Below are 21,626 nucleotides of genomic sequence, written 5' to 3'. Positions count from 1 at the left end.
TCTCTTTCCTCACAAGCACTCTGTGGATAAAGATTGCGTTTGAGAAGTTATCCACATGCAATTGGTAGCCCCCATCTCCGTGCAATGAGCACCCCATCACCACCTTTCAACCGTGCAATCGGTACCCCTTGAAACGCTTGTTTTGTGTGCAATTGGTAGCCGCCCATATCCTTTAGTTTTTTACCTTTAGTTTTTTACCTTTACGAAATCCTGTAGTTGGTCAAAGGATTTTGTGAATAAGTCAGGGTCAAAACACCACCATGATTCTGCGCTACAGCGGCTTCTCGTTAAACCAGATCCACACGATCAGCACCGTGTGCTCAGTCCACGAGTTGGTAATGGTATTATACCAATCCGGTCAGTGCGAATCTCTACGGGCGCGGCACCATATTGCATCGCTTGCCCATCCCCCTACAGCATGGCGCCTGGCGCCCACGACATGAAGCTACAAGCCTTCCCCTGCCCTTTTGCTCTAGATGCAGATGACGACGCATAGCACCCAATTCGCCATGCATGTCAGGGATCCCCTCATAAAAAACACCAGCTCAGAGCGAGCTGGTGTTGTGGGTGGAGCTTTCAGTACTCAGGCGACGGTAGGTCGGGCTGAGGTTGCCATCTCAGAGCCTGCTCTGTGACATCGCGGAAGTTAGTGTTGGGGACGATCCAGCGCAACCCAGGGTGGTATAGGTCATCCACGAGTACGGCGATGACCATCTCACCTGTCACCAGCAAGACCACGCACGGATAGGACCACTTCACGATACCCGGCCGACTGAGTGGTGGCTGAACATCCATCGGAAACCAGTCCCGCGTCAGTTCCAGCGAGGCCTGTCCATACATGGGCTCGAGGCGGTATGCGATCGGGTCGTACGCCGCCATATGCTTGAGCCTGATGCTCATCAACGAGCCCGGGATCCCTGGCCCCAACACCTCGTGAATGATCCTGGATCGCACTGCTCCGTACCCAGACGCTGAAGAGGTACTTGGCGCATTGAATGCGACGATCGCATACCTGTGGTTATCCTCAACCGACTCTGCCAGTTTGAGTTCGATTACACGACTGCGATATGGGGTCTGACAGGAGGCCTGGGCATCGCAAGCACGACGCGCATTGCAGATGTCAGTCTGCGGAATAATCACACCCTCGCCCGGATACCAGATCAGCTTCACAAACAATGTTAGATCATCCTGATGAATCGCGGGACTGGATGAAACGATTTTCTCGGAAAGAACGGTGCTCATGGTCGAAAGCCCTCGATCTGGGAAACGCCAGACACGTCGAGACTTGATGCCTCGAGGGCTTTGTGTTGCGCGGGGGATTAATGGGAACGGGAGAGACCGAACAGGCCTCACCCGAAATCACTGATGGGTAGGATCTGAATGTTCGGTGTGCGACAGATGGTTTTTGCGCTGATATCGGTTATCAACCAAGACCGCGCCGATCCCGATGATCGCGGATACGATGCCTGTAGCAGAATACTCGGCTGGGCCGAAAATGTAGACCAGGGCAAAAAGACCACTTATGACAATCATGCCTTTGGTTACGATGCTCATGGCGTTCTGCCTTGCTGTGGTTCATTCAATTTCATCATAGTGCCCACGGCAGGGTGACACAATAGCGGCCATAAAAAATCCCCGAAGATATTATCCTCGGGGATCATTCTTATTACTTACGACGTGGCCAATGATTATCAAACCAGCAAGCCAGAAAACCGATCGGTGCTCCAAGAACACCGATCGGGCTTAACTTTGGTGACCCGAATAGATACAAGGCTGTAAACAAACAGCTCATAACTATCAAGACCCTGGTGGACACGTTCACTTCAACCCCCTATCCGCCATTCTGACGGCTAAGTACCCCCCTACTGTGTAAATTACAAGCACAGACAGGTGGTACCAGCTGAAGTGACCAGCCAAGGCGACGGCAGCACGCGCTGCGCCTCCAGTGCACCACGAAGCCTGAGCGAGCCACCATGTCCTTGAAGAACTAATACGTTTCATGGTGGTAACCCTCCTTTCCACCGGCTCACAGCGAGACGGTTTCGGAGGGATTGCTCGGCGCAGAGGTATAAAAAATGGAGACCTGTCGTTTGCCGGCAACGGACTAGCGCTGTTCTTCGAACTCGAACAGTAGCGGCGGACTCTGGTGGATACCGCTTTCCCCACGGCGCTCTACCCAGCCGAAACGGCGGCGATCAGGGTCACAGTCTGAGTTTCTTGTGTTATCTGGCCAGTATTGATAGCTCTGACCCCAGATAGTCCGTACGCACCGCTCCAGCGCGATATCTGCATTGCGGGTATGGTGGCGTGTTGTACCGAGTGTTTTATTTATTGGCGCGATCTTCGCGACTGTCACAATCATCATACGGGGTTCTCGCTACCGAGGTTGCTTACATTGTGTGTTGTAATGTCCGCACACACCGATGGCGCGCGGTGATCGAGGAACGCCATGGGCCTTCGCCCGGAATGCGGGTGAGGTGATACGTACAGAGAGGTGCGGCTGGGAGATGATTCTAGCGACCTAAACCCACGCTTTGAATCGTGTTTTTCTTATATGCCCTGCCCCTGAGTAGGCTTCATCGGCTTGATGCACTCACCACTTTCTGTGTGACGACCGCTCAAGCTATCGAAGATCCGATTGGCTTTCTCAACTAGGTCGCTGCGGCGCAGCAATAGGCGGACATTGCCATTGGCGTACCAATGGATCTTGAAGTACTCATCTTGATAGGGCTCTGTCGTTTCCATCTCAAGATGCCGATACAAGGCGTCTGGAAGTCGGCCGCGGACCGGTGAGGCCTCATCCAGATAGGACATCGCATGGTCCAACGTATTCAGGAACGATCTCACCGCACTCGTGCGAAGCAGATCACCGGTCGAGTCGATCAGGCTACGCAGGTGCTTGCGCCGTTGTAGCCTGTATCTGCCCGATGCGTCCTTCCGGACCAGTCTTTGAAGGGCGTGTCTCAGGTCGACTCCTACGTCCATATCGCTTCTGCGAAGCAGGCTGGCCATAACCCCTAGCAGATTCCACTCGACGAATTCGAAATGACGCTGGCGCACGTAGTCCTTGGCGTGATGTAACGTCATTGCGTCGTACAGATCCCTGTCCTCAAGCATACTGAAACAGCGGGCCCAGAAGCGTTGATCCAGATTGTGTGCGAGCTGCTTGAGACTTATGTCGGGTCGTTCTCCATGACCCAGACCAAAACAACCGGCCTCGCGCAGTACGCGATTCGCTTGGCGTAACTCTCGGTATGCGACAGCAAGATGTGCAAGTGCCTGGTTTCGCTCGCCTAACAACCGATGGATGAACGCAGGAAGCAGTACGCTCGCTGAAGCTGCAGAGAGGGGGGGGTTATTGGTAAACATGAGGCACCTCAGATGGATCTCCAGGACAGGATGTCATCCTCGAATGCATGATCAGTCGCGGGCCTTCTTCGTCTGGCGCGGCAAGTACAATCAGCTCGCCGACCTCTAGCCCGTATACGGTACAGTTCGCCAGCAACGCCATGGCATAGAGATAAGCCCGTAGTCGATTCGACTCCTCGATCTGCAGCCCGAGTTGTTCAAGCGCCCCGGCGCCGCCCCGTTGATAGGTCAAGGCACACAGGGCAAAAGCCTGCGGACCCGAGCATGGCGTCAGCATCGGCAAAGCAGATCCCAGCAGTTGAACCATTGAACGCGGGGGACGGTTATCTTCGTGCGCGTACAGTTCCGGGATCAGTTCGCTGAGGAGATCCTCGAAAGGTGTCGCGGCACGGACTTCCTCCAGGAAGGCCAGGGCCAGGGTTTGTTCATGTGGCGCCATGACCTCGGCTTCACCAGCGCGAGCAAGAATCTTCTTCAGACCACTGAGCAGGTTAAGCGGACCCAGTTCACGAATTTGTCGAGTGAGCTCCCGCTTCGAGGCGCCTTCCTGGAAGCGCGGGTCATCTTCATCGCAGAAGGGGCAAGATCCGTGCTTTTCCGTTGTCATCGTCGAGCCCCTCTTGGCAAGCACGCGCAAAATGCGTGACTTCAATGGCGCAGCTTTATTTAATATTGACTGCTTTCAAGAGCTTTGCAAGCGATTTAGAACTGCTCAAACATAGTCGTTGCAGGGCCACTAGCAACTTTATTTCAAGCACTTATGGCATGGCGGATTTAAGACCGTAATAACAGCACCAAAAACCTTTTGTGTGGTACTGATGTAAATTTCGTCACACAGTTTTCCAACCCTGAACACGTGTGCGTGCACAGGTAAGTGTGAGTAAGTTGTCAAATATCGATAACAACCTTGTGACGGGCCGTCGCCTATGGGCGATTAGGGTTTCCAGTGGCCTGACACAAGCGGATTTCGCGGATGTCCTTGGACAATCGCTTCGCGCCTATGCCAATTACGAGCGCGGAGAGCGTGAAATGCCCACGGCTTTATTTCGGGCATTATGTGACTCCTTTCAGATAGATCCATTATGGCTCCTCAAGGGATTTGGTGAGGATCCTGTGTTGGTCAGCACTCGTGTGCTCGACCTCGATTTGCTGGAAACCGTGATTCGCTTCATTGAGGAGTGGTTAAGCTTTCTGTAGCGACTTGAAAATCAAATGAATAATCGTCAGAAACAGGGACCCACTTTCGAGCAGACGCTTCATCCCAATGAAAATGACGGACTTTCACTACCCTTGTAGTGACGGACTTTATTCCCTGGAACATATTGCGGGGGTCAGCTGCGCCCGAGTTGCGTGCGGTTCACATCCGAACCATAATCCGTCCAAGAGAGCTAGTACAGGATTCGCGTAATGAGCTTTGTAACCCGTGACGTAGACTTCTCGACCCTTGTCTATACCATCGACCAGGGTCGTGTTGTAGAGCATCGACTGAAGACGCTGTGCGAGCAGTACGCAGATAAGGTCTCGACGTCTGGTGGCACGGTGACCGCACTTCACACGCGCGGTAATGAGCTGTGGCAGTGGGATTCCCGTGGCCGGCAAGCGTTACGAGTGAGAGGCTTTGATACAGCGGGTCAAGCAGAGGAAGCGCGGATGCTTGCGTTACTTGATAACTTGCTGTCAGGTGGACGCCATCAGCCGCGCGTCTATATTGATCGCGGCCATGCAGAAACTGCGTTTTACGACGAACGCTACTGAAGTCATAACTACAAGAACCAAGGTGTCCGATGTCCCTCGAGCTTGAGATGAAGCGGCGACTACTCCAATTCAATCCACCGGAGGCGGCCGCTGCTGCAAAAATACGCCGGGCTGATACAGGCGAAATTCGCAGTTATACCGAGCAGGCATGGCGCCGATACGAGCAGGGCATCAGAGTCACGCCACCAGAGATCATGACATGGATCGATTCAGTCCTGGCCTGGCGGGACGAGATGATTGATATCTGGACTACACGCCTAACCTCCCTTCCCTGCAATGAACGTCATCAATTCATCTGGTATGAACTCGCTAAGGACTGGGCCAGCTTGCCGGACAATGACCCTTCTCTGTGGCGACCATACCAATCCGTGTACCTGGAATTGATGCTTCGGTATCCAGACAAGGTCAAGTTCGTACGCTACTCAGATTCCGATTATCGATCCTGGCTCGGTCGTCGCAAGGATACAGACTCCATGCGTTTTGAGTGGGCTTGCACTAAAGAGGCTTAATCGCACTGTGCCCTTCGTTTCATCCACAAGGGCGTGGTCCATCGCCCAGATTTGATCAGGTTGACACAGCTGCGTATCGACTGCACTCGGGTGCCTCTCCACCAAACGTGCTCGAGAGCACAGTTGATTTCCAATATTAGGCGGCGCTGCTCTTTGTGTGAGTAACCGAGTTTTTCTAGATCTTTTTCGACGCGATAAGCTTCAATTGGCACTAGTGCTGTGTGCCTTTGACCCTCATAAACATTCGCTTCATTGGGTTTTTTCTGATCGGTCTCAGGTGCTTTCCTACGACCCGCTGACGTGTTGTCCACAGCCGCTGTGAAGGTTTTTTCTACTACGCTTAAACCAGTCTGGTTGTTTCGGGTTTTATTTATCGCGTCATTTTTCTCCAGTGCGGGCTGGCGATATTTCTCCGGGGGGGGGCATTTATCCACTGTTTGTTCAACTGAGCGTTTCCGGCGGTCGCTCGCCTCTTTGAGCATATCTTTGCATACCTCACGCGGCAGCTTTAAATCTACGCCAACCATCGCACGTCCAAGTTGGGTCGGGCGGTAGACACGTAGACATAAACCGCACTCTTCCAGCCGCTGCAGGCTTTGCTGCATCCGTTTGATACTACCGCCGTGCATCTTGGTCAGGGTTTCGTATCGAGTATTGAATCGCATTTGATTCGAACTCGCCGGACCATAGAGGCTGATCCAGAGGAAGGCATCTGCCGGCGAGATCTCTCCTTCTGAGACCCGTGCCAGTAGAAAAGCCATCACGGGCTTGGGTATCGCATAGAAATATTTTTCTTGGTGGACATTGATGAGCATTTCTTGCTCTGGGAGTGGTGTTCTTGCACAAGCGGGCTTATAGCCCCGTGCAGTAGCAGCTGTCTGAGTCATTTTTCATCCCCTGTTGAGGTAAAATTCAGGGACAAATGCGCCCTTTCCGCTTGACTCAGGCGTCTGTCAGGGTAGAATAACCCTTGCGTAGACAGTCGGTCTGAGCCGCAGAATTCGGACCCGAAAGGAACTCAGTGCCACCTGAGTTCCTTTTTTTTTGCCCCGTTCTGGGTGCTTCCTAACTTCCTCGCTTACATTTCAATTGCGCTCCGTTTCCTCTCCACACGGCGTGGTATCGCGTGTTCTTGCGCGTCGCACTATTCGTGCGAGCATCTTTAACGATGCTTCCGCCGCAAAATGAATCAGTACACCGCATACAATTCCGCCACTGCGAATACTTGATTCGCGACATGAGGCGCTATACTGTTGCACGTGCACTGTGTAGTCAATGGCTACTTTATAGCCTTAGGCTTACTTGTGGTCAATAACGCGTTGTTTCGAGGGAGCATTCTTAGATGGCTATGCGAGTCGCTACAGTTGGGAACTTCAAGGGCGGGACGGGAAAAACCCTATTGTCAAAACAGCTCGGCGAGGATGCGGCTATCCTGCGAGGCCTCAGAACGCTCCTTGTCGACCTTGACCCTCAAGGGAACCTGTCACGGCGCTTTCTGGAGATGGATGTTGATGATAAAGGCGGCTTTGTCCCGCCCATCCATCCGGACTTCGACTTGTACAAGGAGGATGAACCGGAGTGGGATGGTCGTGACTCAAGTGCAAGTATCTGGCTGCACGGTGTCTCTGAGCCCTACCCTACTCGTTTCGAGAACCTTCATATCATCCCCGCGCACTCGGCAGATCTGCAGCGAGTCGACCTACTTGATGAAGCAGAAATCTACTCGAAGGTCGCGAACTACTTTCGTGACTTCATCTGGACAGAGCTGTTCCAGGACAGATTTGACATCGTGGTCATAGATACGCGGCCAAGTCAGGGTCCCCTGGTTCAAGCGGCACTTCATGCCTCAACCCATGTCGTGATCCCGACCCAGATGGAGAGCCCATCTGTCGAGGGGCTTCAAGGGATGATCTCCTTGATCTCGCAGGTCAATGCGGGCCGATCCGATGATGATCAGCTCAAATTGGTAGGCATTTTAGCCAATATGTTCAGGACCAATCTGTCGATTCATCAAGAATTTATGGCGCAAATGCTGGAAGACCCAACCATTGGGCCGCATTTGCTGGACACGGTTATGCATGACTGGGCCGGCTACAAGATGAGCATGGTCTACGGCAGCCCCAGCCTGTTCCAGGGCAGCAAATCAGACAAACACTACGTCGAAGCCAGGCAGGTCTGCGATCTGATCATCGAAAAGGTGCTTGCTTAAGCCACATACATGCCAGCGTAATCGGCTGGCGTAGTGGGTGGCGCTAACGGAGCGTAATGACAATGACCGATGAACCCAGCAACACGCCGAAACGCGGATCGACGCGTAGCTCGATTCGCCAGGCAATCCGTGGCGATACGAAACTCATGGGATCGCTCGGCAACCAGATACAGAGCATCTCCGCCAAGAATGACGGCAAGATCGTCCGCTTACCGGCAGACAAAATCAAGCGCAATCCTGAAAACCCAAGAAAGCTACCATTTACGGAAGCTGAAATCGTTGGCTGGCGACAGGCTGCTGCCGGGCTCGATGATTCCACCGACATATTCTCAGCAGTGGTGAACCACGTTGCTGAACTCTATGAAGATGACAAGCTAAAGCAAAGCAAGGCCATTGCGCTCGTGGAACTCGCGGGGAGCATCAGCGAAGAACTGCTGCAGCCCCCGGTCGTGTACATCTCGTCTGAACGTGGCCAGCAGACTGAGTACACGATTCATGTCGGTGAGCGCCGTTACCTGGCTATGCTCATGCTGGGTGCGTCAGACATCCCGTGCATCCTCCGATCTGCGCCGAAGGATCGATACCGCATAAACGCTCTCGCAGAGAATATTCAGCGCGACGAACTATCGTTCCCGGAGAAGATCGCGGCTATGGATGGGATCTGCCGTATCTGGTCAGATGCACACGATGGCCAGGAAATGACCGCGGAGGAATTCAGTAGAACATTCAAGATCGTCCCACGCCAGGCACGGCGCTATCTTTTGATCCTTCGTGACCGGAAGGTCTACAAAGAGATCATAGAAGGAAAGATTGTAAGTCAGGCAGCAGCTCTTGAGCGCGCGGGGGGGGATAATCAAACCGAGACCACTGATAGTCCGGCGAACAACAAATCACACCCGATCACAAATAACCTCGGCAGAGGCAGAAGGCGCACCAAGGTTACCCTTGGTGCGGTATCAAAGCCTGAGCATGCGCGCTTCATCATCCAGCGGTTGCTAGGTAACGACCCTGATTTTGTTGTCGACCCAGATCTGGACTGGTCTGACATTGATGCCGTTCAGAGTACCTGGGATAGGGTTCTGAAACACCTTCTGGCTCATGCGAGGAAGCAGTAATGACTCGTCGTCAGCGTACCGATATCCTCGCGGAGATAGAGAAGCGTGAATCGAGGTCAAGCCGTACCACGTTTTATTTGCCCAAGTCGGTCAGGGATGCGCTGCAGATCCGCGTGCTGACCGACGGCTATGGGGCGCGGGGCAAAGGCAGATGGATCGAGGACACGATCAACTGGTTCCTCGATCCAGAGATTTCCGGTCTTGGCAGATTGCCTGGCTCTGGGGACGTGGCCGCTAAACACGCCTGGAAGGCGCTTGTCTGCTACACCGGCGCCATCAAGGGTGAGAAGATTGTAAGAGACCTGATCTTCATTAATCCGGCTACACATCACAGGCTTTGGAAGGCCTCGCTTGAGGCGGCTCTCTACGGGATAGACCTTGACCCTCCGATCTACCTAGACGCCTCTTTATCCTCCGTGCTCCGCGCTGCCATCGTATGGCGCTTGAACAAGCCCAAGATGTGGGCCCCGCGGACATGATGTCCGCGGCCATCAGAAAGCATGTAACCTGCTGTTATAACTACTAAAAAAACGACTTGAATTAAATTTTAAATAGCAGCGATTTGTTGTTTCGCCTTTGAATGTCACACGTGAAACATCAGAATCGCCCTGCCGAACGGTAACAGAGACGACGTGCGCATGAACGAACCACAGAAGACAGAATCGGATCTGACCGTTGTTGAAATACCCGTTACGGACCTCGTGCCTGGGCGCTACCAGATGAGAACGGTGTTTCAAGACAACGGGCTAGCTGAGTCGATACGCAATCAGGGTATCATCCAACCCATCGTTGCACGCGGTGAATGTCCTCCTTACGAAATCATCGCCGGTGAGCGTCGGTGTCGAGCTGCCAAAGCTGCTGGGCTCGAGTTGGTGCCGGTCATCCTCCGAAATGATCTGGATGAGCGGCAGGCGGCCACCTTTGGCTTGGTGGAGAACATACAGCGCCATGCGTTCAATCCCATTGAGGAAGCCAAAAGCTATGAAATGCTGGCGATCAAGTTCGGATTGACGCATGAGATGATTGCCACAGACACCGGGGTCAGTCGCACACAGATCACAAATACACTGCGCCTGCTTAAGCTCAGCGACACCATTCAGTCTTTGATCATTGACGGCTCATTGTCGGGCGGTCACGCAAAAACACTGACCACGCTAAACCCCGCTGCCCAGGAAGGTTTCGCAAAGCGCGCCATTCGCGAGGGATGGTCGGTGCGAAAGCTGGAAGAGGAGGTGGCGAAGCTCAAGGCACTGCTGGCTCCTAAACCACCTAAGTCCGCGGTGTCAGAGCAACCACTATCTATCGATGCCAACCGCTTAGGTATGGAGGTCGGTGAAAAGCTGGGTCTTCCGGTTAAGCTGAAGTGGACTGAAGGACGCGGTGGCGTCTTTGAGATCACCGTCTTCTCAGTCGACGATGCAGACCGCGTCGTAGCAAAACTCTTGTCTGCCGTTGCGGATAAACCCGATCGCTAGAAGGGGGAGAGGATCCCTCCCCCCCCCAGTCAATGATCAGAGTCCGCGGTTTGCGCGGTACTGGGGCAAGGCATTGCGGAGCCCCGTGAAGTGTTTGTCGCCTCGTTGAATGCGCTTGATCTGGAATGGCGTCAACGTGAAGTCCTTTCGAATTTCCAAGGCCTCAGCCAGCGCACCTGCACGCTCACCCGGTTTCTCGAATACCCAGTCGATGCGTTCGGGCGTCAACTGGAATTCGCGGTGCAGACTCAACATCCAGAGAATGTCGTATGTGGCTCCGTGACGTTCGCCGTTTGGCCCGCTAATTGCGGTGTATATCTCGTCCACCGCTTGACGTGTCAGGCCCACGCTATAGTTCCGCTCAACATCGCGTTCAAGCAGCGCGAAATAGATCGCGTCGATATACGGCTGGCCACTTTCATCTTCGCCTTGCACATCCATCATCCAACGAAGCCGCTCAGGTGTCGGCTTAAAGAACCCGTGCTCGATGGTGTACTGGTAGGCGTCGGCGTTGGGCAGAGCTGCCCAAAGTCTATGGATCTGATCCTCGGTAAAATCGTCTTCGTACATGTGCTGCATGATGCTGTCGGCGATATGCGGCAGGATGTCATCAGACAACATGTGCGCAATGTCTTCCTGGCCGATGCGATAGGGGCGGGGAGTGAAGTGCCGTATTAAGGCGGCCACGACGTAGGGGTTGGGGCTGCGCACGATCTTGCCGGCTAGCTCCGGCGTCATCAGCCCCGTGGGCATGCAACGCAAAATTGCCTCAGCGCGAGCGTCGTCGCCCTGGGCGAGTTCCAGCAGAGTGTCTATCGGCAGTTCCGCGACGGTTCGCGCGGTTGCCTCGCTATGAGTCGACCAGATGCAAATATTGCCTACGTCTCCGAGGCAAGTTAGGCAGCTGAGTAGTCGGTGCACAGCCATCGGATTAGCCTGGCGTAGAAAGGCATCGAGGCGTTCTCTGCCAGGGCGCGAATTGATGAGTTCTGCCACTGGATCGTTTGCGTGAATAGGCGTTGCGTCTTCTGCGTGTTGGTCGGTATAGAGTTTCGACAGGCTCACGTGTGTCATGTGCATCTCCTTGATGGACCTGCGGCCGGTCGTCCGGCCGACAGGCGAGGGGGGATTACTTCGGGTTACGCTGAATCCAATGGTTGCGCTGTCTCAAGACAACGGTGGATGGGACGGGGTCTGCCTTCGGCGCGGTACTGATCAGCAACACCTCGTAGCCTTGGCGCTTGTACTTACGGACGCCCGCGGGTGATTTGGCGGTGAAGGCTCGCCACTGATCCAGCTTGCCGGCGATACCGACAAGCCGAGCAGGGTATTGCCCCTTGAGGTGGAGTGCTTCGAGTGTGGCTTGAGCGCGGTTCACCGCGCAGCCCATGAGGTCGCGTTGAACATATCTTTCTCCAGAGCCGCCGTGGTGGGGTAGGGCCCTCGGGGGCGGCAACCCTCGGACCTCATCCGCTGTGCTGTTTGGTATTATATGGCTGGTTCGTAAACGAACCAAGAGGGCGTGTAGAGAGGGGGCTTGAGTAAACGGTGGATATGCCTGTGCACAAAACCAAAACGCGAGACCGACCGAACTGGTTTGCTCGCGGGGGATGGATCCACCTGTTGATGGTGATACTCGCTGTCGCAATTTACTGCGTCTTTGGTGTATCCCCCGAAGCAACTGGCTCTGCCACTATCTGCCCTTTGCATCACTCGTAGCCGTGCCGATGACGGTCCTGCACGAGGCCGGGCACTATTGGACGATGCGTGCGTTTGGTTGCGAGGTAAGCAGTTTCAATCTCGGTGACACCCGATTTTTTTGTCCAAGGCGGCCTGTCCTCGGCCACCGCATGTCTTTGTACCTGCGGGTTAGGACCGAACGCGGCGTGCTGCGGATACTTGCCTTTCCAATAGGGGGGGGTGGTGCATAGCGACTTACAGAAAGCACCCTGGCATCGCCAGTTGGTTATGTACCTTGCGGGGGTCGCAATGGACCTGCTCGTGGGCTTGCTGGCCGCAATCACGTTCGTCTATATCGCACCCTCAAACGCGTATTTGGAGACCCTCCTTGGTTTTTCGTGCGTGAGTATCGCCTATAACCTGATCAGCTCGGACGGGCAGGGCGCCTTGCGCGTGATACGCCAACAAATAACCACTAAGTCGTGAACCTATGACGCCTTCGGCGGGAAAGGCCAAAGCGAAAAATATACACAGAGTTATCAACAGGTTACACATTTTCCGCCCGGTTGTGCTTCGCCAGAAAGCGGGGTAGTATGGCCATGCGGTTCGGCAGCGAACCAGCGTACCGGGCGCATTCCCGGCTCTGGAGGCACACACCTATGGGATCCACCATCTCGACCGGCCGTAAGGCCGCGGCGCTGCGCGCCGATGACGGCACGATCTATTACCTGCTGATGGAGCAGGTGTACGAGTCGAATGTCTCACCGAAAAAGCCTGAGTGGTCGTGCACTGGCTTTGGTACCGGCCAGGATATGGTTCGCCGCATCTTCGGATACGCGAGCTGCGTATGTGGCGGCATGCTTCGCCGGCCGGGCGGGCCGTTCACGCCGAACGGCTATATCTCAAGCTGGATGCAGGCCCTCAAATCGCCGATTGTCTATCACGACCAGAAAATGACGGTGGACGTTTCCGCTGAAAACCGTGAAGAAACTATCCTCAGGCTTCTGGAGCGCGGGTTGAACACGGTAGCCGACGCGATCAACCGCGATGGCAAGTATCACATCGAAAGCCTCAAAGCCGAGGCCCATGTTTTCACCGCACTGGTCACGAGGTCCTACTGGCGCTATTTCTCCGGCCATCTGTGGTCGACCACGATCGACCTCGATCTGGGATACAACCCGGCGCCTGCACCGGTCGCTCCGGACTACGAGTTACCTTGCAGCTATCGGATCGAAGGCCTGGAGAATCTGGTCATCGAACGCGACGGGGAGTTGGAGTTGGGGGAGTGGGAATACAGCCACCTGGGTCAATTCGTCGAGGCCTACGGAGAGATCGAGGCGTTGTCGCCGGGCCACTACCGCAAGGCGATCGCCGCGGCAGAGTCTCATCTCAAGAATCTCCCGCTGCTGCCGGACGACACCCTGATTCACCTCGACCCGGCCAAATTCTCATTTGGATTCCGCCATTGTGGCGAGGAGCTGCAGGCCTTTGTCGGCGACGCCAGTCCGCTGTGCGCCATCCCGGTCAGCGCACGCAAATACCTGGGCTACGCGGGCAAGGGACTCAAGATCGAGCGGCCAGTGAGCCAACAACGACACCAACCGGTGCCACCGAAGCAGGCTTCTCTGGACTGGGTAGGCGCTTAGGCGCCTACCTTTACCCAGTTAGCGCGGAAAGCCCCGGCGTTCAGGCCGGGGATGGATAGCGCGGAGTCCGCAGGACTCCTTTGCTGCCGTTAAGTTGGAGTCGCCTGCTGCTCAATGTATTGGCGGATGATGCTAATCGGCGCGCCGCCGCAGCTTGATGCGAAGTAGGAAGGAGACCACAGGACGCCGCGCCAGTAGCGTTCTGGATGTCGGGCCGTTCCTTGCGCAATAGGCGGCTGGACACGCCCTTGAGGCTGTTCACGAGATGGGAGACGGCGACCTTGGGCGGGTACTCGACCAGCAGATGCACATGATCGTCCTCGCCGTCCATCTCGATCAGTTGCGCCTCGAAGTTGGCGCAGGTCTTGGCGAAGATGATGCGCAACCGGTCGATGGCGTCGCCATCAAACACTTTGCGGCGATACTTCGCCACAAAGACCAAGTGAACGTGCATCTTGAATACGCAGTGTCGTCCGCGCCGAATATCATTATTATCGCTCATAGACCAAGAGTATAATTCACGACATGCAACGCCTCCAAGCCTTCAAGTTTGAACTCATGCCCAACGGCGAACAGCAGCGCCTCATGCGCCGTTTCGCCGGATCATGCCGGTTCGTGTTCAACAAGGCGCTGGCGTTGCAACAGGAGCGGCACAAGGCAGAAGAAAAGAAGCTCGGCTACGCTGCGCTATGCAAGGTGCTCACCAAATGGAAGGCGCAACCGCAAACGCTCTGGCTGAACGAAACTCCCAGTCAAGCCTTGCAACAGGCGCTCAAGAATCTCGAACGCGCCTACAAAAACTTCTTCGAGAAACGCGCCGACTTCCCGAGATTCAAGAAGAAAGGCGTATCGGACAGCTTCCGCTATCCGCAAGGCATCAAGCTCGATCAGAGCAACAGTCGCGTGTTTCTACCGAAGCTCGGCTGGCTGCGTTATCGCAAGAGCCGGGACGTGTTGGGCGAGGTAAAAAACGCGACCGTCAGCCAGTCGGGTGGCAAGTGGTTCGTGTCGATCCAGACCGAGCGAGAGGTTTCGCAGCCCATTCCGACCGGCGATGATGCGGTGGGCATCGATATGGGCGTGGCGCGGTTCGCCACGTTCGATCAGTCACTACCAGAGTTCGATAACAAGGATCATATCGCCGCTCTCAACAGCTTCAAGCGGCATGAAACTGCCTTGCGCAAGGCGCAGCAGGCGATGAGCCGCAAGACCAAGTTCAGCAACAACTGGAAAAAGGCAAAAGCCCGCGTCCAGCGCATACACGCCCGCATCGGCAATGCCCGCCGCGACTTCCTGCATAAGGCCACGACCACGATCAGCCAAAACCACGCGATGGTGTGTATTGAGGATCTGCAGGTACGCAATATGTCCCGGTCAGCGGCAGGCACAACCGAGAAACCGGGTCGGAATGTTCGGGCCAAGTCCGGCTTGAACAAGTCCATCCTCGACCAGGGCTGGTTCGAGTTCCGCCGCCAGTTGGACTACAAGTTGGCGTGGAATGGCGGCTGGTTGGTGGCCGTGCCGCCGCAGTACACCAGTCGGACTTGTCCGTGCTGCGGCCATGTGTCGGCAGACAACCGCCAGACGCAGGCGCAGTTCCTCTGCGTCGAATGCGGCTTCGAGGAAAACGCCGATGTCGTCGGCGCGATCAATGTACTAAGGGCGGGACACGCCCGGTTCGCCTGTGAAGTGAGCGATGCAGTAAGGTCGCCAGCAGCAGGAACCCACCGAAGCGACTCGGGGGCGGCTCAATGCCGCGCCTGAGCGCCGTAGGAATCCCCGGCCTTCAGGCCGGGGAGGATGTCAATTAGACGGCTACATGATCAAGGCTATCGAAGGGATCACGGCAGACCAGGTGTTCAAGTCGTTTGCAGCACTATACTCGGACGCAGAGCCGGTACAGGAAGACTAGCTGCCGTGGATAGTCCACTGGCTAGAGAAGATAGGCAAGAAGCCTGGGTTGGTGTTGAGTACGGGGCGCACGAAGAGTCAGCGAGGTGTGAAGACCTGCGCGCTGTTGGATGTCTTAGGCTGTCCGCGCCCCAAAGCCCCACGTGACCGGATGACACCAGCCTGGGCAATTGTCCGCAGCCCGGTAGGACGCCGGGCCATCGGAGAAGCCCCCGAGCTGGATGCGCAGTGGGAGCAGGAGCAATGCCTATACAACATCGAGCTGACTGGATAGTCCTCGGCGTGTTCGTTCAACATCCATTCAGGAGGCCATCTGTATGAGTGATTTTCACGACACGCCGACTCACCCACGGGCACGCAAACCCCATCGCTGCGCAGCTTGCTGTGCACAAATACCCGTAGGAGAGCGGCATACACAGCAGTCTGGCTTCTTCGAGGGGCGGGCCTACCGCAATCGGTATCACAATGAATGCTGGGATGAGCTCAGCGAGAGCGGCACGTTCGAGTTCGTTCCGGGGTGCCTTGACCCGCCTGCGCGGCTCACATCAACACGCGAGTCCGAATCAGTAACAGGCCCACGCGTTGATTAGGACAGGAAAGGAAGCGGGCGCTGGTGAGGGAGTGGTCGCTTGCCAGCCTCCACGGACTTCCGAATCCGCAGTACCCGGGTAGACAGTTCCGTACTTCCCATCTCAGGCCATAACCCGCTTGCTGCGCCCTGATCCGCGAGGTCTTGCCACGTTAGTCCACCCGCCTTGGCCGCCTCAAGCGCTTCAAGGTGAAATGCCACGATGGTCGTGATGTTCGTGATTTCTGTCATGCGAGCCCTATGTTGCTCAGTCGGGTCATGGATGGTGTAAGTTCCTTAATCGAACAGGCGTCGTTCAGCGAAAGGCGACGCGGAATGGGGCTTCCTTGTTGTCTGCCTCGATCGCGGCCGCCAGCGCATAGAGCCCTCTCCAGGTGTTCGGTGACTTACCGCCGCCAGCACCCGGTACGCAGAATTCCACGTCGGTCTGGTTCCCCTCATCGTCGATGATCGCAACGCACATGTCACCGTCATCCTGGCGAATCAGGCGCAGAAGAGTGTTGGGCGACATGTCGCCCTTGCGAACGATCATGCGCTCGGCAGGCACCTGCGGCAGTTCACCCATCATGATGTGGTCTCGCAGGCATCCGGCATGATACCCGTGTCTTCCTTGACAGCGATCAACCCCACATAGCGTTCCAGTATCTCCGTGGCGGTGAGGTACACCGCCTCGATCTCGAGCAAGTCGGAAACCTCAGCTCGGATACCGGCGAGCATGACGGCCTCGCTCCGGGTAGGCAGGCAGGTCGGCCAGCCTTTCGTGTACAGCAGATGCTCGGGGATCCGGGCTTCCAGCTCGTTGCGTCGCACTGCCACGCGCTTGCCGCGCGCGAGCGCAGCAAGGAGTGTGTCATCGAGCAGCTCAGGCGCAATGTCACCCAGCCACTGGTTGCCCTGGAACGCGAAGCTCGAACGGGCTTCGAGCGCCACCATGTCGCGGTAGACCTGGGCATTGTCTTCGCAGGTCGATGCCGCGATGAGGTCAGCGTGCGACGACATAATGCAGAATACACAACTCACGCGTGTGGTGTGATAGGTCCGATAGGCCTCGTGCAGTTGCAGACCGCGCTGCCTGATCGCGTAGAGCACGTCCTCCAGCGGCCACTCGATGATGGGATTCCAGGCAAGGCCCGTGCGGCCTTTGCGGCTGAGCTTCGCCATCGGGCCGCTGACATCCATCCGCCGGCGGCGAGCACTTTCCTGGCGACGGATGCCGGTCGCGTTGATGATGTCGTGGCCGGGGAACCGCTTTTTAAGCGCCGAGCAGATCACGTCCGTCTTCTGCTCAGACGTGCAGAAGCGAAGCGCCGGCGTGCTCCACGGTAGGATGAGCTTTACGCAGGAAAGATCCTGGTAGCGACGCACGTTATTGGCCCAACGCCCTTGCCAGCGCGCAAGCATGTCGCCGGCCTTCCGCCGGACCACCATCAACTCCCACCCGAGGTATTCAGCCAGGCGCTCACAGCCAGGCAGGCTGTCCTGCCACTCCACCCGGCCGAGGTCGGCATGGATGAGAATGCGCGGGCCGGTATGGCCGATCTGGTCGAGATATTCGCTGACCGCAAGGGCGCATGCAACAGAATCCTTGCCTCCGCTCGTCCCTATTGAGCATACCGCGCCGGCGCGCAGCAGGGCCTCAACTTCATCGGTCACGGCGACCTGGTTGAGCTGTCCAGGCCCATTGACGTGGGCGTGAAACTGCACCGGGACATCGGCCAGATGATCAGCGCCACCCGCCGCCTGGTCGGCGGCGGGGAGCGATTCGAACGATGCGCTGAGCAGGTCTTTGGGGTTGGCCCATGCGCTCATGATGCGCAGCCATGGGACGGGCAGGGTGCGGGCGTCACCTTAAGCAACGCGTGCAGTAGCACAGCAGACGGGATGTGTAGCTCACTGCCGAACTTCGAGGCCACAAAGCAGCGCATGGCCGCCACGAGTGGCGTCGGGCCGTCGAAACGCTGCTGACGCTTGTGCACCTGATACGAGAGCGTGCCGTAGCGTTCGCCGCCGCTGGCGGTCATTTTTACCCACGCCGCATGCTCGAAGGACCCAAGGTCTTCGCTCATCATCGCGTACCAGCTACCCGTAGACGGGTGCCGGCGGATTGCGATCGCTTGGTCTTCGATGATCTGGCCGCCGAGACCCCAGCAAGAGGAGGGCGCATACACCTTCTTCTCGCGCTGTGCCGCGTAGACCTGCAACAGACACCCCTCGCCCAATACGACATCGACGCCGCCGGCTTGGGCCACTGCCCAGTCCAATACCAGCCCGTCGAGTGATTCGACTCGATGCTCCATGATTTCGCTCCCAATGACCGTATTAAAGAGTTAGCCTGGCTCCCATGACGGCCAGCATGGGTGCGGGGGTATTCTTGAGCGTTAAGCGCTCAGACTTGCGAGATATCCGGTCTGTAGTTATCCAGAGCCTCGATCGGCGCGCTAGGCCAATAGCCGTCCTCATCGGAGGCCTTAACCAATTCAACCCAGTCCTCCCAGGCCACCACCTCGTTGTTGGCATTCAGATCACGCGGAGACTTCTCGCCATCCTCGTGATCCCATGCGGCAACTTGCTCAAGGGCGTCATCCAGGCTGTAAAAACCGAGATTGACCTGGCGACGTGGTGACCGTGCGACATGCGAATACTCGTCCTCGCTGCGCCGCAAGGCACCCACGACGCAGCCGGGGCTGACCTCGTAGTTATCTGGCTGGCGTAACCCCTCATCGTACTCGGCAGCCAGTTGCAGGGCCGCGGCCGAGGTCGGGGCGGCCGCGAAGACAGATTCTGTCCCGTCGACCTTTTCGGTCCCGTCCGCACGCACGGCCTCGCCTTGCGAGACCAGATACAGATTCAGGGCGGCTTGATACTTGATCGTCAAGTTCTGCTTCTTTAGTGCGTGAGTGTGATCTGCATTGGCCGGCAACGACCCATGTCAGGCAAATGCGTGTTCCGCGCGTTCTGCGCCTGACGGATAGGCAGGCTGGATCGCGGAGTGTTGCAGGGCAACCGCTTACCGCCACGATTACGCGGGAAAACCTGACCATACAACGCGTTTTCAACCTGCTTTATAGCCCTCAGCAATCGCGCCCTGCAACGGCTGAGTTCGCGCAGGATGCAGGCCTTGGCCTCTTGAGCAAGATTCGGCTGCTTGAGCTGATTTCGCTGGATGGCATAGAGGGCCCGCGCCAGTTTCAGATTCATCTGCATGGTCATATGATCCATTCCGCACCTCAGTAACCGCCTATCGGCGGTAGTAAGTCTTGTCTTCGCCCATCCGCATAGAGCGCCCGCACGGTGGCCTCTGTGTACCCCGACAATCGCGCCTTTCGGCAGGCTTCGTGGGCATCCTGAATGTCGCTGTATTCGGTGCAAGCGAGTTCAGGCGACACCCGGCAGAGTCGATACCCCAATAAGGGTGCATAACGCTGGCGGCGGTAATTGGCCCAACCCATCTCGGTCAGGCCGCATCAGGCAGGGCAAGGGCGTCGGGTATCTCGATCCGAATGCCTAGTCGCCGTGCGATGTAGCAGCGGGCAATGGCCACTTGCGCCACTTCGTGGCGAAAAAGCTTCGGCCGCCTGTCTTTTGTGTCGCCGTAGGTCTCGTCTTCATACGCAGCCAACCAGTGCCCGTTGTAGGGAGATTCGGGTGCGAGCAACTTGCGGGGACAAATGCCCTCGCGCGCCATGATCGGGCCGATTTGTGACCAGTCCTCTGCGTCGTAGCAGCAGGTATCGCCCGCCTCATGATGCCCAATCACCCATGCCTTGACGGGCACACCCGCAGCCTCAAGCCGTTGCAGTTCGCAAGCGGCCAGCGCCCAGTTGAGTGCCTGTCCTGAGAGCTGTTGTACGTCGATCAGTGCCATCTGTTTGCCTCCTTGTGTTGTGCAACATGCTGCATGGTGATACTTTAACGGTTCGAGAACGAACCGGCAAGAGGCGACAGTACATGTCAGGCAATAAAGTCCGTCACACAGGCATGAAGTCCGTCACGTCGCAGCGAAGCCGCCGCGCTTTGGAACGCTTGCTGGCGCAAGGGGGATGGGAGATCAGAAGGCTCGTGTTGGAGATCGATTCAGTACGGTCGCAGGTCAACGTCGAGTGTTTTCGTGATGACGGGCTCTGGGTGCGGGCGGTCAAGCACCCTTCCGGGCACGGCAGGCTAGACCGCTTCCAACGCACCGAATGCCTCGGTCAGCTCCACGAAACGGCGGCTGGCTGGCCTCAAAGTCGCCAGATAAGGGACATGTTCCTGGGTCGCCAGTACACCTCGGGAGCACGCAATCTCATGCGCGTGTTGACGCAGTACCTCGTGGATAACGCAAGTCATCCGGTATCGCTGGCAAGCATGCGCGCAGCCTGGGCGCCGCTGATGCAGCCACGCATCTCACATGAGGAAAGCGATGAGCCATTTTGAGTCTCTGCTCGCCACTGATCTGCGCATGGCCCATGTCTACGCCGAGCAGGCGCATTCAGGCCAGCGGCGCCGCTATACCGGCGAGCCCTACATCGTCCACCCGGTCGCCGTGGCACAGGCTCTCTCTGCCTACTGCGCGGATCTCGACATGCTGCGTGCAGCCTTGCTGCACGACACGATCGAAGACACGGCCACCACAGCAAATGATCTGCATGAGGCCTTCGGGCCGACGGTCACGGAACTGGTGGTGGGTCTGACCCATGATCCCCGGGCAGGGCAGGGCAACCGGGCTGCACGCAAGGCACTCGAGCGCGAGCGCCTGCATCGGGCGTCCGCGAAGGTCCAGACCATCAAGGTCTTTGACGTGCTCGACAACATCCGAGATATCGAGGCCCAGGACCCTCGCTTCGCCCATATCTACCTGCCCGAACAGCGGGCGCTGATCCACACGCTCGACAAGATCGGCCGCGACCTCAAACAGCACGCCCTGAATTCGATAGGAGTCCCGAGTGAACACAACGCCTGACGTTTCCATCCTGCGTCTGATCAACGCGCGTGCCCCGTTGCCCAAGCACACGCAGCTGCTCAATGTCGCAACGCATAGGTGGGAGAACCTGTCCGTGACTGCGCGGCGCAGCGCCAACCAGGTGCCGAATCACCTGAGCGACACGGAGCCCTTCTGGCTGCACGCCTGGCAGGACCTCTGGCCACGCCTACGCGTACCGGAGACCTCCATCGAGGTGGCAGGGCAGGGCGTCGCCCGCGTGGTTGTGGCACGTAGTACGCGCACCGGTTTGGCGCTTATTTCCCATCATCCGGATCGGGCGGCGGCCGAGGCGGCCGGTCAGGCCTTGACCGAACCTCACGTCATCGTCAACGCACAGGTTGTACTGGCCGACAACGGCCGTGTCCGCCTGTGGCACGTAACCGCCTGACGACCAGGCGCTCACAG

General features: G+C 56.9%; 26 protein-coding genes and 1 pseudogene. 13 read left to right on the top strand and 14 right to left on the bottom strand.

The annotated features are described in order from the left end of the window. Positions 1-576: 576 nt before the first annotated feature. From BJI67_RS16505 to BJI67_RS16490, 4 genes are all read right to left on the bottom strand, one after another. The gene (locus BJI67_RS16505) at positions 577-1,242 is read right to left on the bottom strand and encodes a hypothetical protein (protein ID WP_070074362.1); all 666 of its coding nucleotides are present in this window, start codon (positions 1,240-1,242) and stop codon (positions 577-579) included. Positions 1,243-1,359: 117 nt separating this feature from the next. Further along, the gene (locus tag BJI67_RS16500; RefSeq protein ID WP_070074361.1) at positions 1,360-1,554 is read right to left on the bottom strand and encodes a hypothetical protein; all 195 of its coding nucleotides are present in this window, start codon (positions 1,552-1,554) and stop codon (positions 1,360-1,362) included. A gap of 996 nt (positions 1,555-2,550) precedes the next feature. Next, positions 2,551-3,369, bottom strand: a complete 819-nt coding sequence (locus BJI67_RS16495) for a DUF4942 domain-containing protein (protein WP_156782280.1) — start codon at positions 3,367-3,369, stop codon at positions 2,551-2,553. After that, positions 3,356-3,976 carry a hypothetical protein gene (locus tag BJI67_RS16490; protein WP_156782279.1) on the bottom strand — a complete coding sequence of 207 codons (621 nt, stop codon included), beginning with the start codon at positions 3,974-3,976 and terminating at the stop codon, positions 3,356-3,358. Before BJI67_RS16490 ends, BJI67_RS16495 begins: the two co-directional genes overlap by 14 nt. Before the next feature lie 278 nt (positions 3,977-4,254). On the opposite strand from BJI67_RS16490, the gene BJI67_RS16485 reads away from it, so the two are divergent. From BJI67_RS16485 to BJI67_RS16475, 3 genes are all read left to right on the top strand, one after another. Next, positions 4,255-4,566 carry a helix-turn-helix domain-containing protein gene (locus BJI67_RS16485; RefSeq protein WP_156782278.1) on the top strand — a complete coding sequence of 104 codons (312 nt, stop codon included), beginning with the start codon at positions 4,255-4,257 and terminating at the stop codon, positions 4,564-4,566. Between the two features lie 210 nt (positions 4,567-4,776). Further along, the gene (locus BJI67_RS16480; protein WP_070074357.1) at positions 4,777-5,124 is read left to right on the top strand and encodes a hypothetical protein; all 348 of its coding nucleotides are present in this window, start codon (positions 4,777-4,779) and stop codon (positions 5,122-5,124) included. Positions 5,125-5,153: 29 nt separating this feature from the next. Next, complete coding sequence (locus BJI67_RS16475) at positions 5,154-5,633, top strand: DUF1870 family protein (RefSeq protein WP_070074356.1); 480 nt, start codon at positions 5,154-5,156, stop codon at positions 5,631-5,633. On the opposite strand, the gene BJI67_RS16470 is transcribed toward BJI67_RS16475, so the two are convergent. Continuing rightward, positions 5,630-6,448 (bottom strand): hypothetical protein, encoded by an 819-nt coding sequence (locus BJI67_RS16470; protein ID WP_070074355.1) that lies wholly within the window; start codon positions 6,446-6,448, stop codon positions 5,630-5,632. The two genes, BJI67_RS16475 and BJI67_RS16470, sit on opposite strands and share 4 nt — an antisense overlap. Before the next feature lie 527 nt (positions 6,449-6,975). Between BJI67_RS16470 and BJI67_RS16465 the strand changes: the two genes are divergently transcribed. From BJI67_RS16465 to BJI67_RS16450, 4 genes are all read left to right on the top strand, one after another. Further along, complete coding sequence (locus BJI67_RS16465) at positions 6,976-7,842, top strand: ParA family protein (protein WP_070074354.1); 867 nt, start codon at positions 6,976-6,978, stop codon at positions 7,840-7,842. Positions 7,843-7,904: 62 nt separating this feature from the next. After that, positions 7,905-8,957 (top strand): ParB/RepB/Spo0J family partition protein, encoded by a 1,053-nt coding sequence (locus BJI67_RS16460; RefSeq protein ID WP_197513423.1) that lies wholly within the window; start codon positions 7,905-7,907, stop codon positions 8,955-8,957. After that, positions 8,957-9,436, top strand: a complete 480-nt coding sequence (locus BJI67_RS16455) for a hypothetical protein (protein WP_070074352.1) — start codon at positions 8,957-8,959, stop codon at positions 9,434-9,436. Before BJI67_RS16460 ends, BJI67_RS16455 begins: the two co-directional genes overlap by 1 nt. 159 nt (positions 9,437-9,595) lie before the next feature. After that, entirely contained in the window at positions 9,596-10,432 is an 837-nt protein-coding gene (locus BJI67_RS16450; RefSeq protein WP_070074351.1) for a ParB/RepB/Spo0J family partition protein, read from the top strand. Positions 10,433-10,468: 36 nt separating this feature from the next. Here BJI67_RS16450 and BJI67_RS16445 read toward each other — a convergent pair whose 3' ends face one another. Both BJI67_RS16445 and BJI67_RS16440 read right to left on the bottom strand, forming a co-directional pair. Next, on the bottom strand, positions 10,469-11,506 hold the full coding sequence (locus tag BJI67_RS16445) for a hypothetical protein (protein WP_156782277.1): 1,038 nt from the start codon (positions 11,504-11,506) through the stop codon (positions 10,469-10,471). A 55-nt stretch (positions 11,507-11,561) separates the two neighbouring features. Further along, positions 11,562-11,810, bottom strand: a complete 249-nt coding sequence (locus BJI67_RS16440) for a hypothetical protein (RefSeq protein ID WP_156782276.1) — start codon at positions 11,808-11,810, stop codon at positions 11,562-11,564. A gap of 611 nt (positions 11,811-12,421) precedes the next feature. On the opposite strand from BJI67_RS16440, the gene BJI67_RS16435 reads away from it, so the two are divergent. Both BJI67_RS16435 and BJI67_RS16430 read left to right on the top strand, forming a co-directional pair. Then, a complete protein-coding gene (locus BJI67_RS16435) occupies positions 12,422-12,598 on the top strand; it encodes a hypothetical protein (RefSeq protein ID WP_156782275.1) in 177 nt (58 codons plus the stop codon). A 173-nt stretch (positions 12,599-12,771) separates the two neighbouring features. Beyond that, the gene (locus tag BJI67_RS16430; protein ID WP_070074347.1) at positions 12,772-13,758 is read left to right on the top strand and encodes a hypothetical protein; all 987 of its coding nucleotides are present in this window, start codon (positions 12,772-12,774) and stop codon (positions 13,756-13,758) included. An 89-nt stretch (positions 13,759-13,847) separates the two neighbouring features. On the opposite strand, the pseudogene tnpA reads toward BJI67_RS16430, so the two are convergent. Beyond that, a pseudogene (tnpA, locus tag BJI67_RS16425) lies at positions 13,848-14,260 on the bottom strand (IS200/IS605 family transposase). A gap of 23 nt (positions 14,261-14,283) precedes the next feature. Here tnpA and BJI67_RS16420 point away from each other — a divergent pair. Then, positions 14,284-15,522, top strand: coding sequence for an RNA-guided endonuclease InsQ/TnpB family protein (locus BJI67_RS16420; RefSeq protein WP_070074346.1), 1,239 nt, complete (start codon positions 14,284-14,286; stop codon positions 15,520-15,522). 1,031 nt (positions 15,523-16,553) lie between these two features. Here the strand turns inward: BJI67_RS16420 and BJI67_RS16410 are convergent. The 6 genes from BJI67_RS16410 to BJI67_RS16385 all read right to left on the bottom strand — a co-directional run bounded on the left by BJI67_RS16410 (position 16,554) and on the right by BJI67_RS16385 (position 20,123). Continuing rightward, on the bottom strand, positions 16,554-16,826 hold the full coding sequence (locus tag BJI67_RS16410) for a hypothetical protein (protein ID WP_156782274.1): 273 nt from the start codon (positions 16,824-16,826) through the stop codon (positions 16,554-16,556). Next, a complete protein-coding gene (locus BJI67_RS16405; protein ID WP_070074343.1) occupies positions 16,823-18,067 on the bottom strand; it encodes a phosphoadenosine phosphosulfate reductase domain-containing protein in 1,245 nt (414 codons plus the stop codon). Before BJI67_RS16405 ends, BJI67_RS16410 begins: the two co-directional genes overlap by 4 nt. Next, positions 18,064-18,555 carry a phage protein NinX family protein gene (locus tag BJI67_RS16400; protein WP_070074342.1) on the bottom strand — a complete coding sequence of 164 codons (492 nt, stop codon included), beginning with the start codon at positions 18,553-18,555 and terminating at the stop codon, positions 18,064-18,066. Before BJI67_RS16400 ends, BJI67_RS16405 begins: the two co-directional genes overlap by 4 nt. A gap of 89 nt (positions 18,556-18,644) precedes the next feature. After that, positions 18,645-19,133, bottom strand: a complete 489-nt coding sequence (locus BJI67_RS16395) for a hypothetical protein (protein ID WP_156782273.1) — start codon at positions 19,131-19,133, stop codon at positions 18,645-18,647. An 11-nt stretch (positions 19,134-19,144) separates the two neighbouring features. Further along, the gene (locus BJI67_RS17675) at positions 19,145-19,468 is read right to left on the bottom strand and encodes a hypothetical protein (RefSeq protein ID WP_156782272.1); all 324 of its coding nucleotides are present in this window, start codon (positions 19,466-19,468) and stop codon (positions 19,145-19,147) included. Between the two features lie 244 nt (positions 19,469-19,712). Then, a complete protein-coding gene (locus BJI67_RS16385; protein ID WP_070074339.1) occupies positions 19,713-20,123 on the bottom strand; it encodes a phage protein NinX family protein in 411 nt (136 codons plus the stop codon). Positions 20,124-20,206: 83 nt separating this feature from the next. On the opposite strand from BJI67_RS16385, the gene BJI67_RS16380 reads away from it, so the two are divergent. Genes BJI67_RS16380 through BJI67_RS16370 form a run of 3 tightly spaced genes read left to right on the top strand, consistent with a single transcriptional unit; the run spans position 20,207 to position 21,609 of the window. After that, positions 20,207-20,674, top strand: coding sequence for a hypothetical protein (locus tag BJI67_RS16380; RefSeq protein ID WP_156782271.1), 468 nt, complete (start codon positions 20,207-20,209; stop codon positions 20,672-20,674). Further along, positions 20,661-21,200: an HD domain-containing protein gene (locus BJI67_RS16375; protein WP_070074337.1), complete on the top strand. Its 540-nt coding sequence runs from the start codon at positions 20,661-20,663 to the stop codon at positions 21,198-21,200. Before BJI67_RS16380 ends, BJI67_RS16375 begins: the two co-directional genes overlap by 14 nt. Next, positions 21,184-21,609 carry a hypothetical protein gene (locus tag BJI67_RS16370; protein WP_070074336.1) on the top strand — a complete coding sequence of 142 codons (426 nt, stop codon included), beginning with the start codon at positions 21,184-21,186 and terminating at the stop codon, positions 21,607-21,609. Before BJI67_RS16375 ends, BJI67_RS16370 begins: the two co-directional genes overlap by 17 nt. Positions 21,610-21,626 lie beyond the last annotated feature (17 nt).

Source organism: Acidihalobacter aeolianus (assembly GCF_001753165.1).
Classification (GTDB): Bacteria; Pseudomonadota; Gammaproteobacteria; order DSM-5130; family Acidihalobacteraceae; genus Acidihalobacter; species Acidihalobacter aeolianus.
Note: the sequence above shows the minus strand (reverse complement) of the source record. Positions and strands in the feature narration are given on the sequence as shown.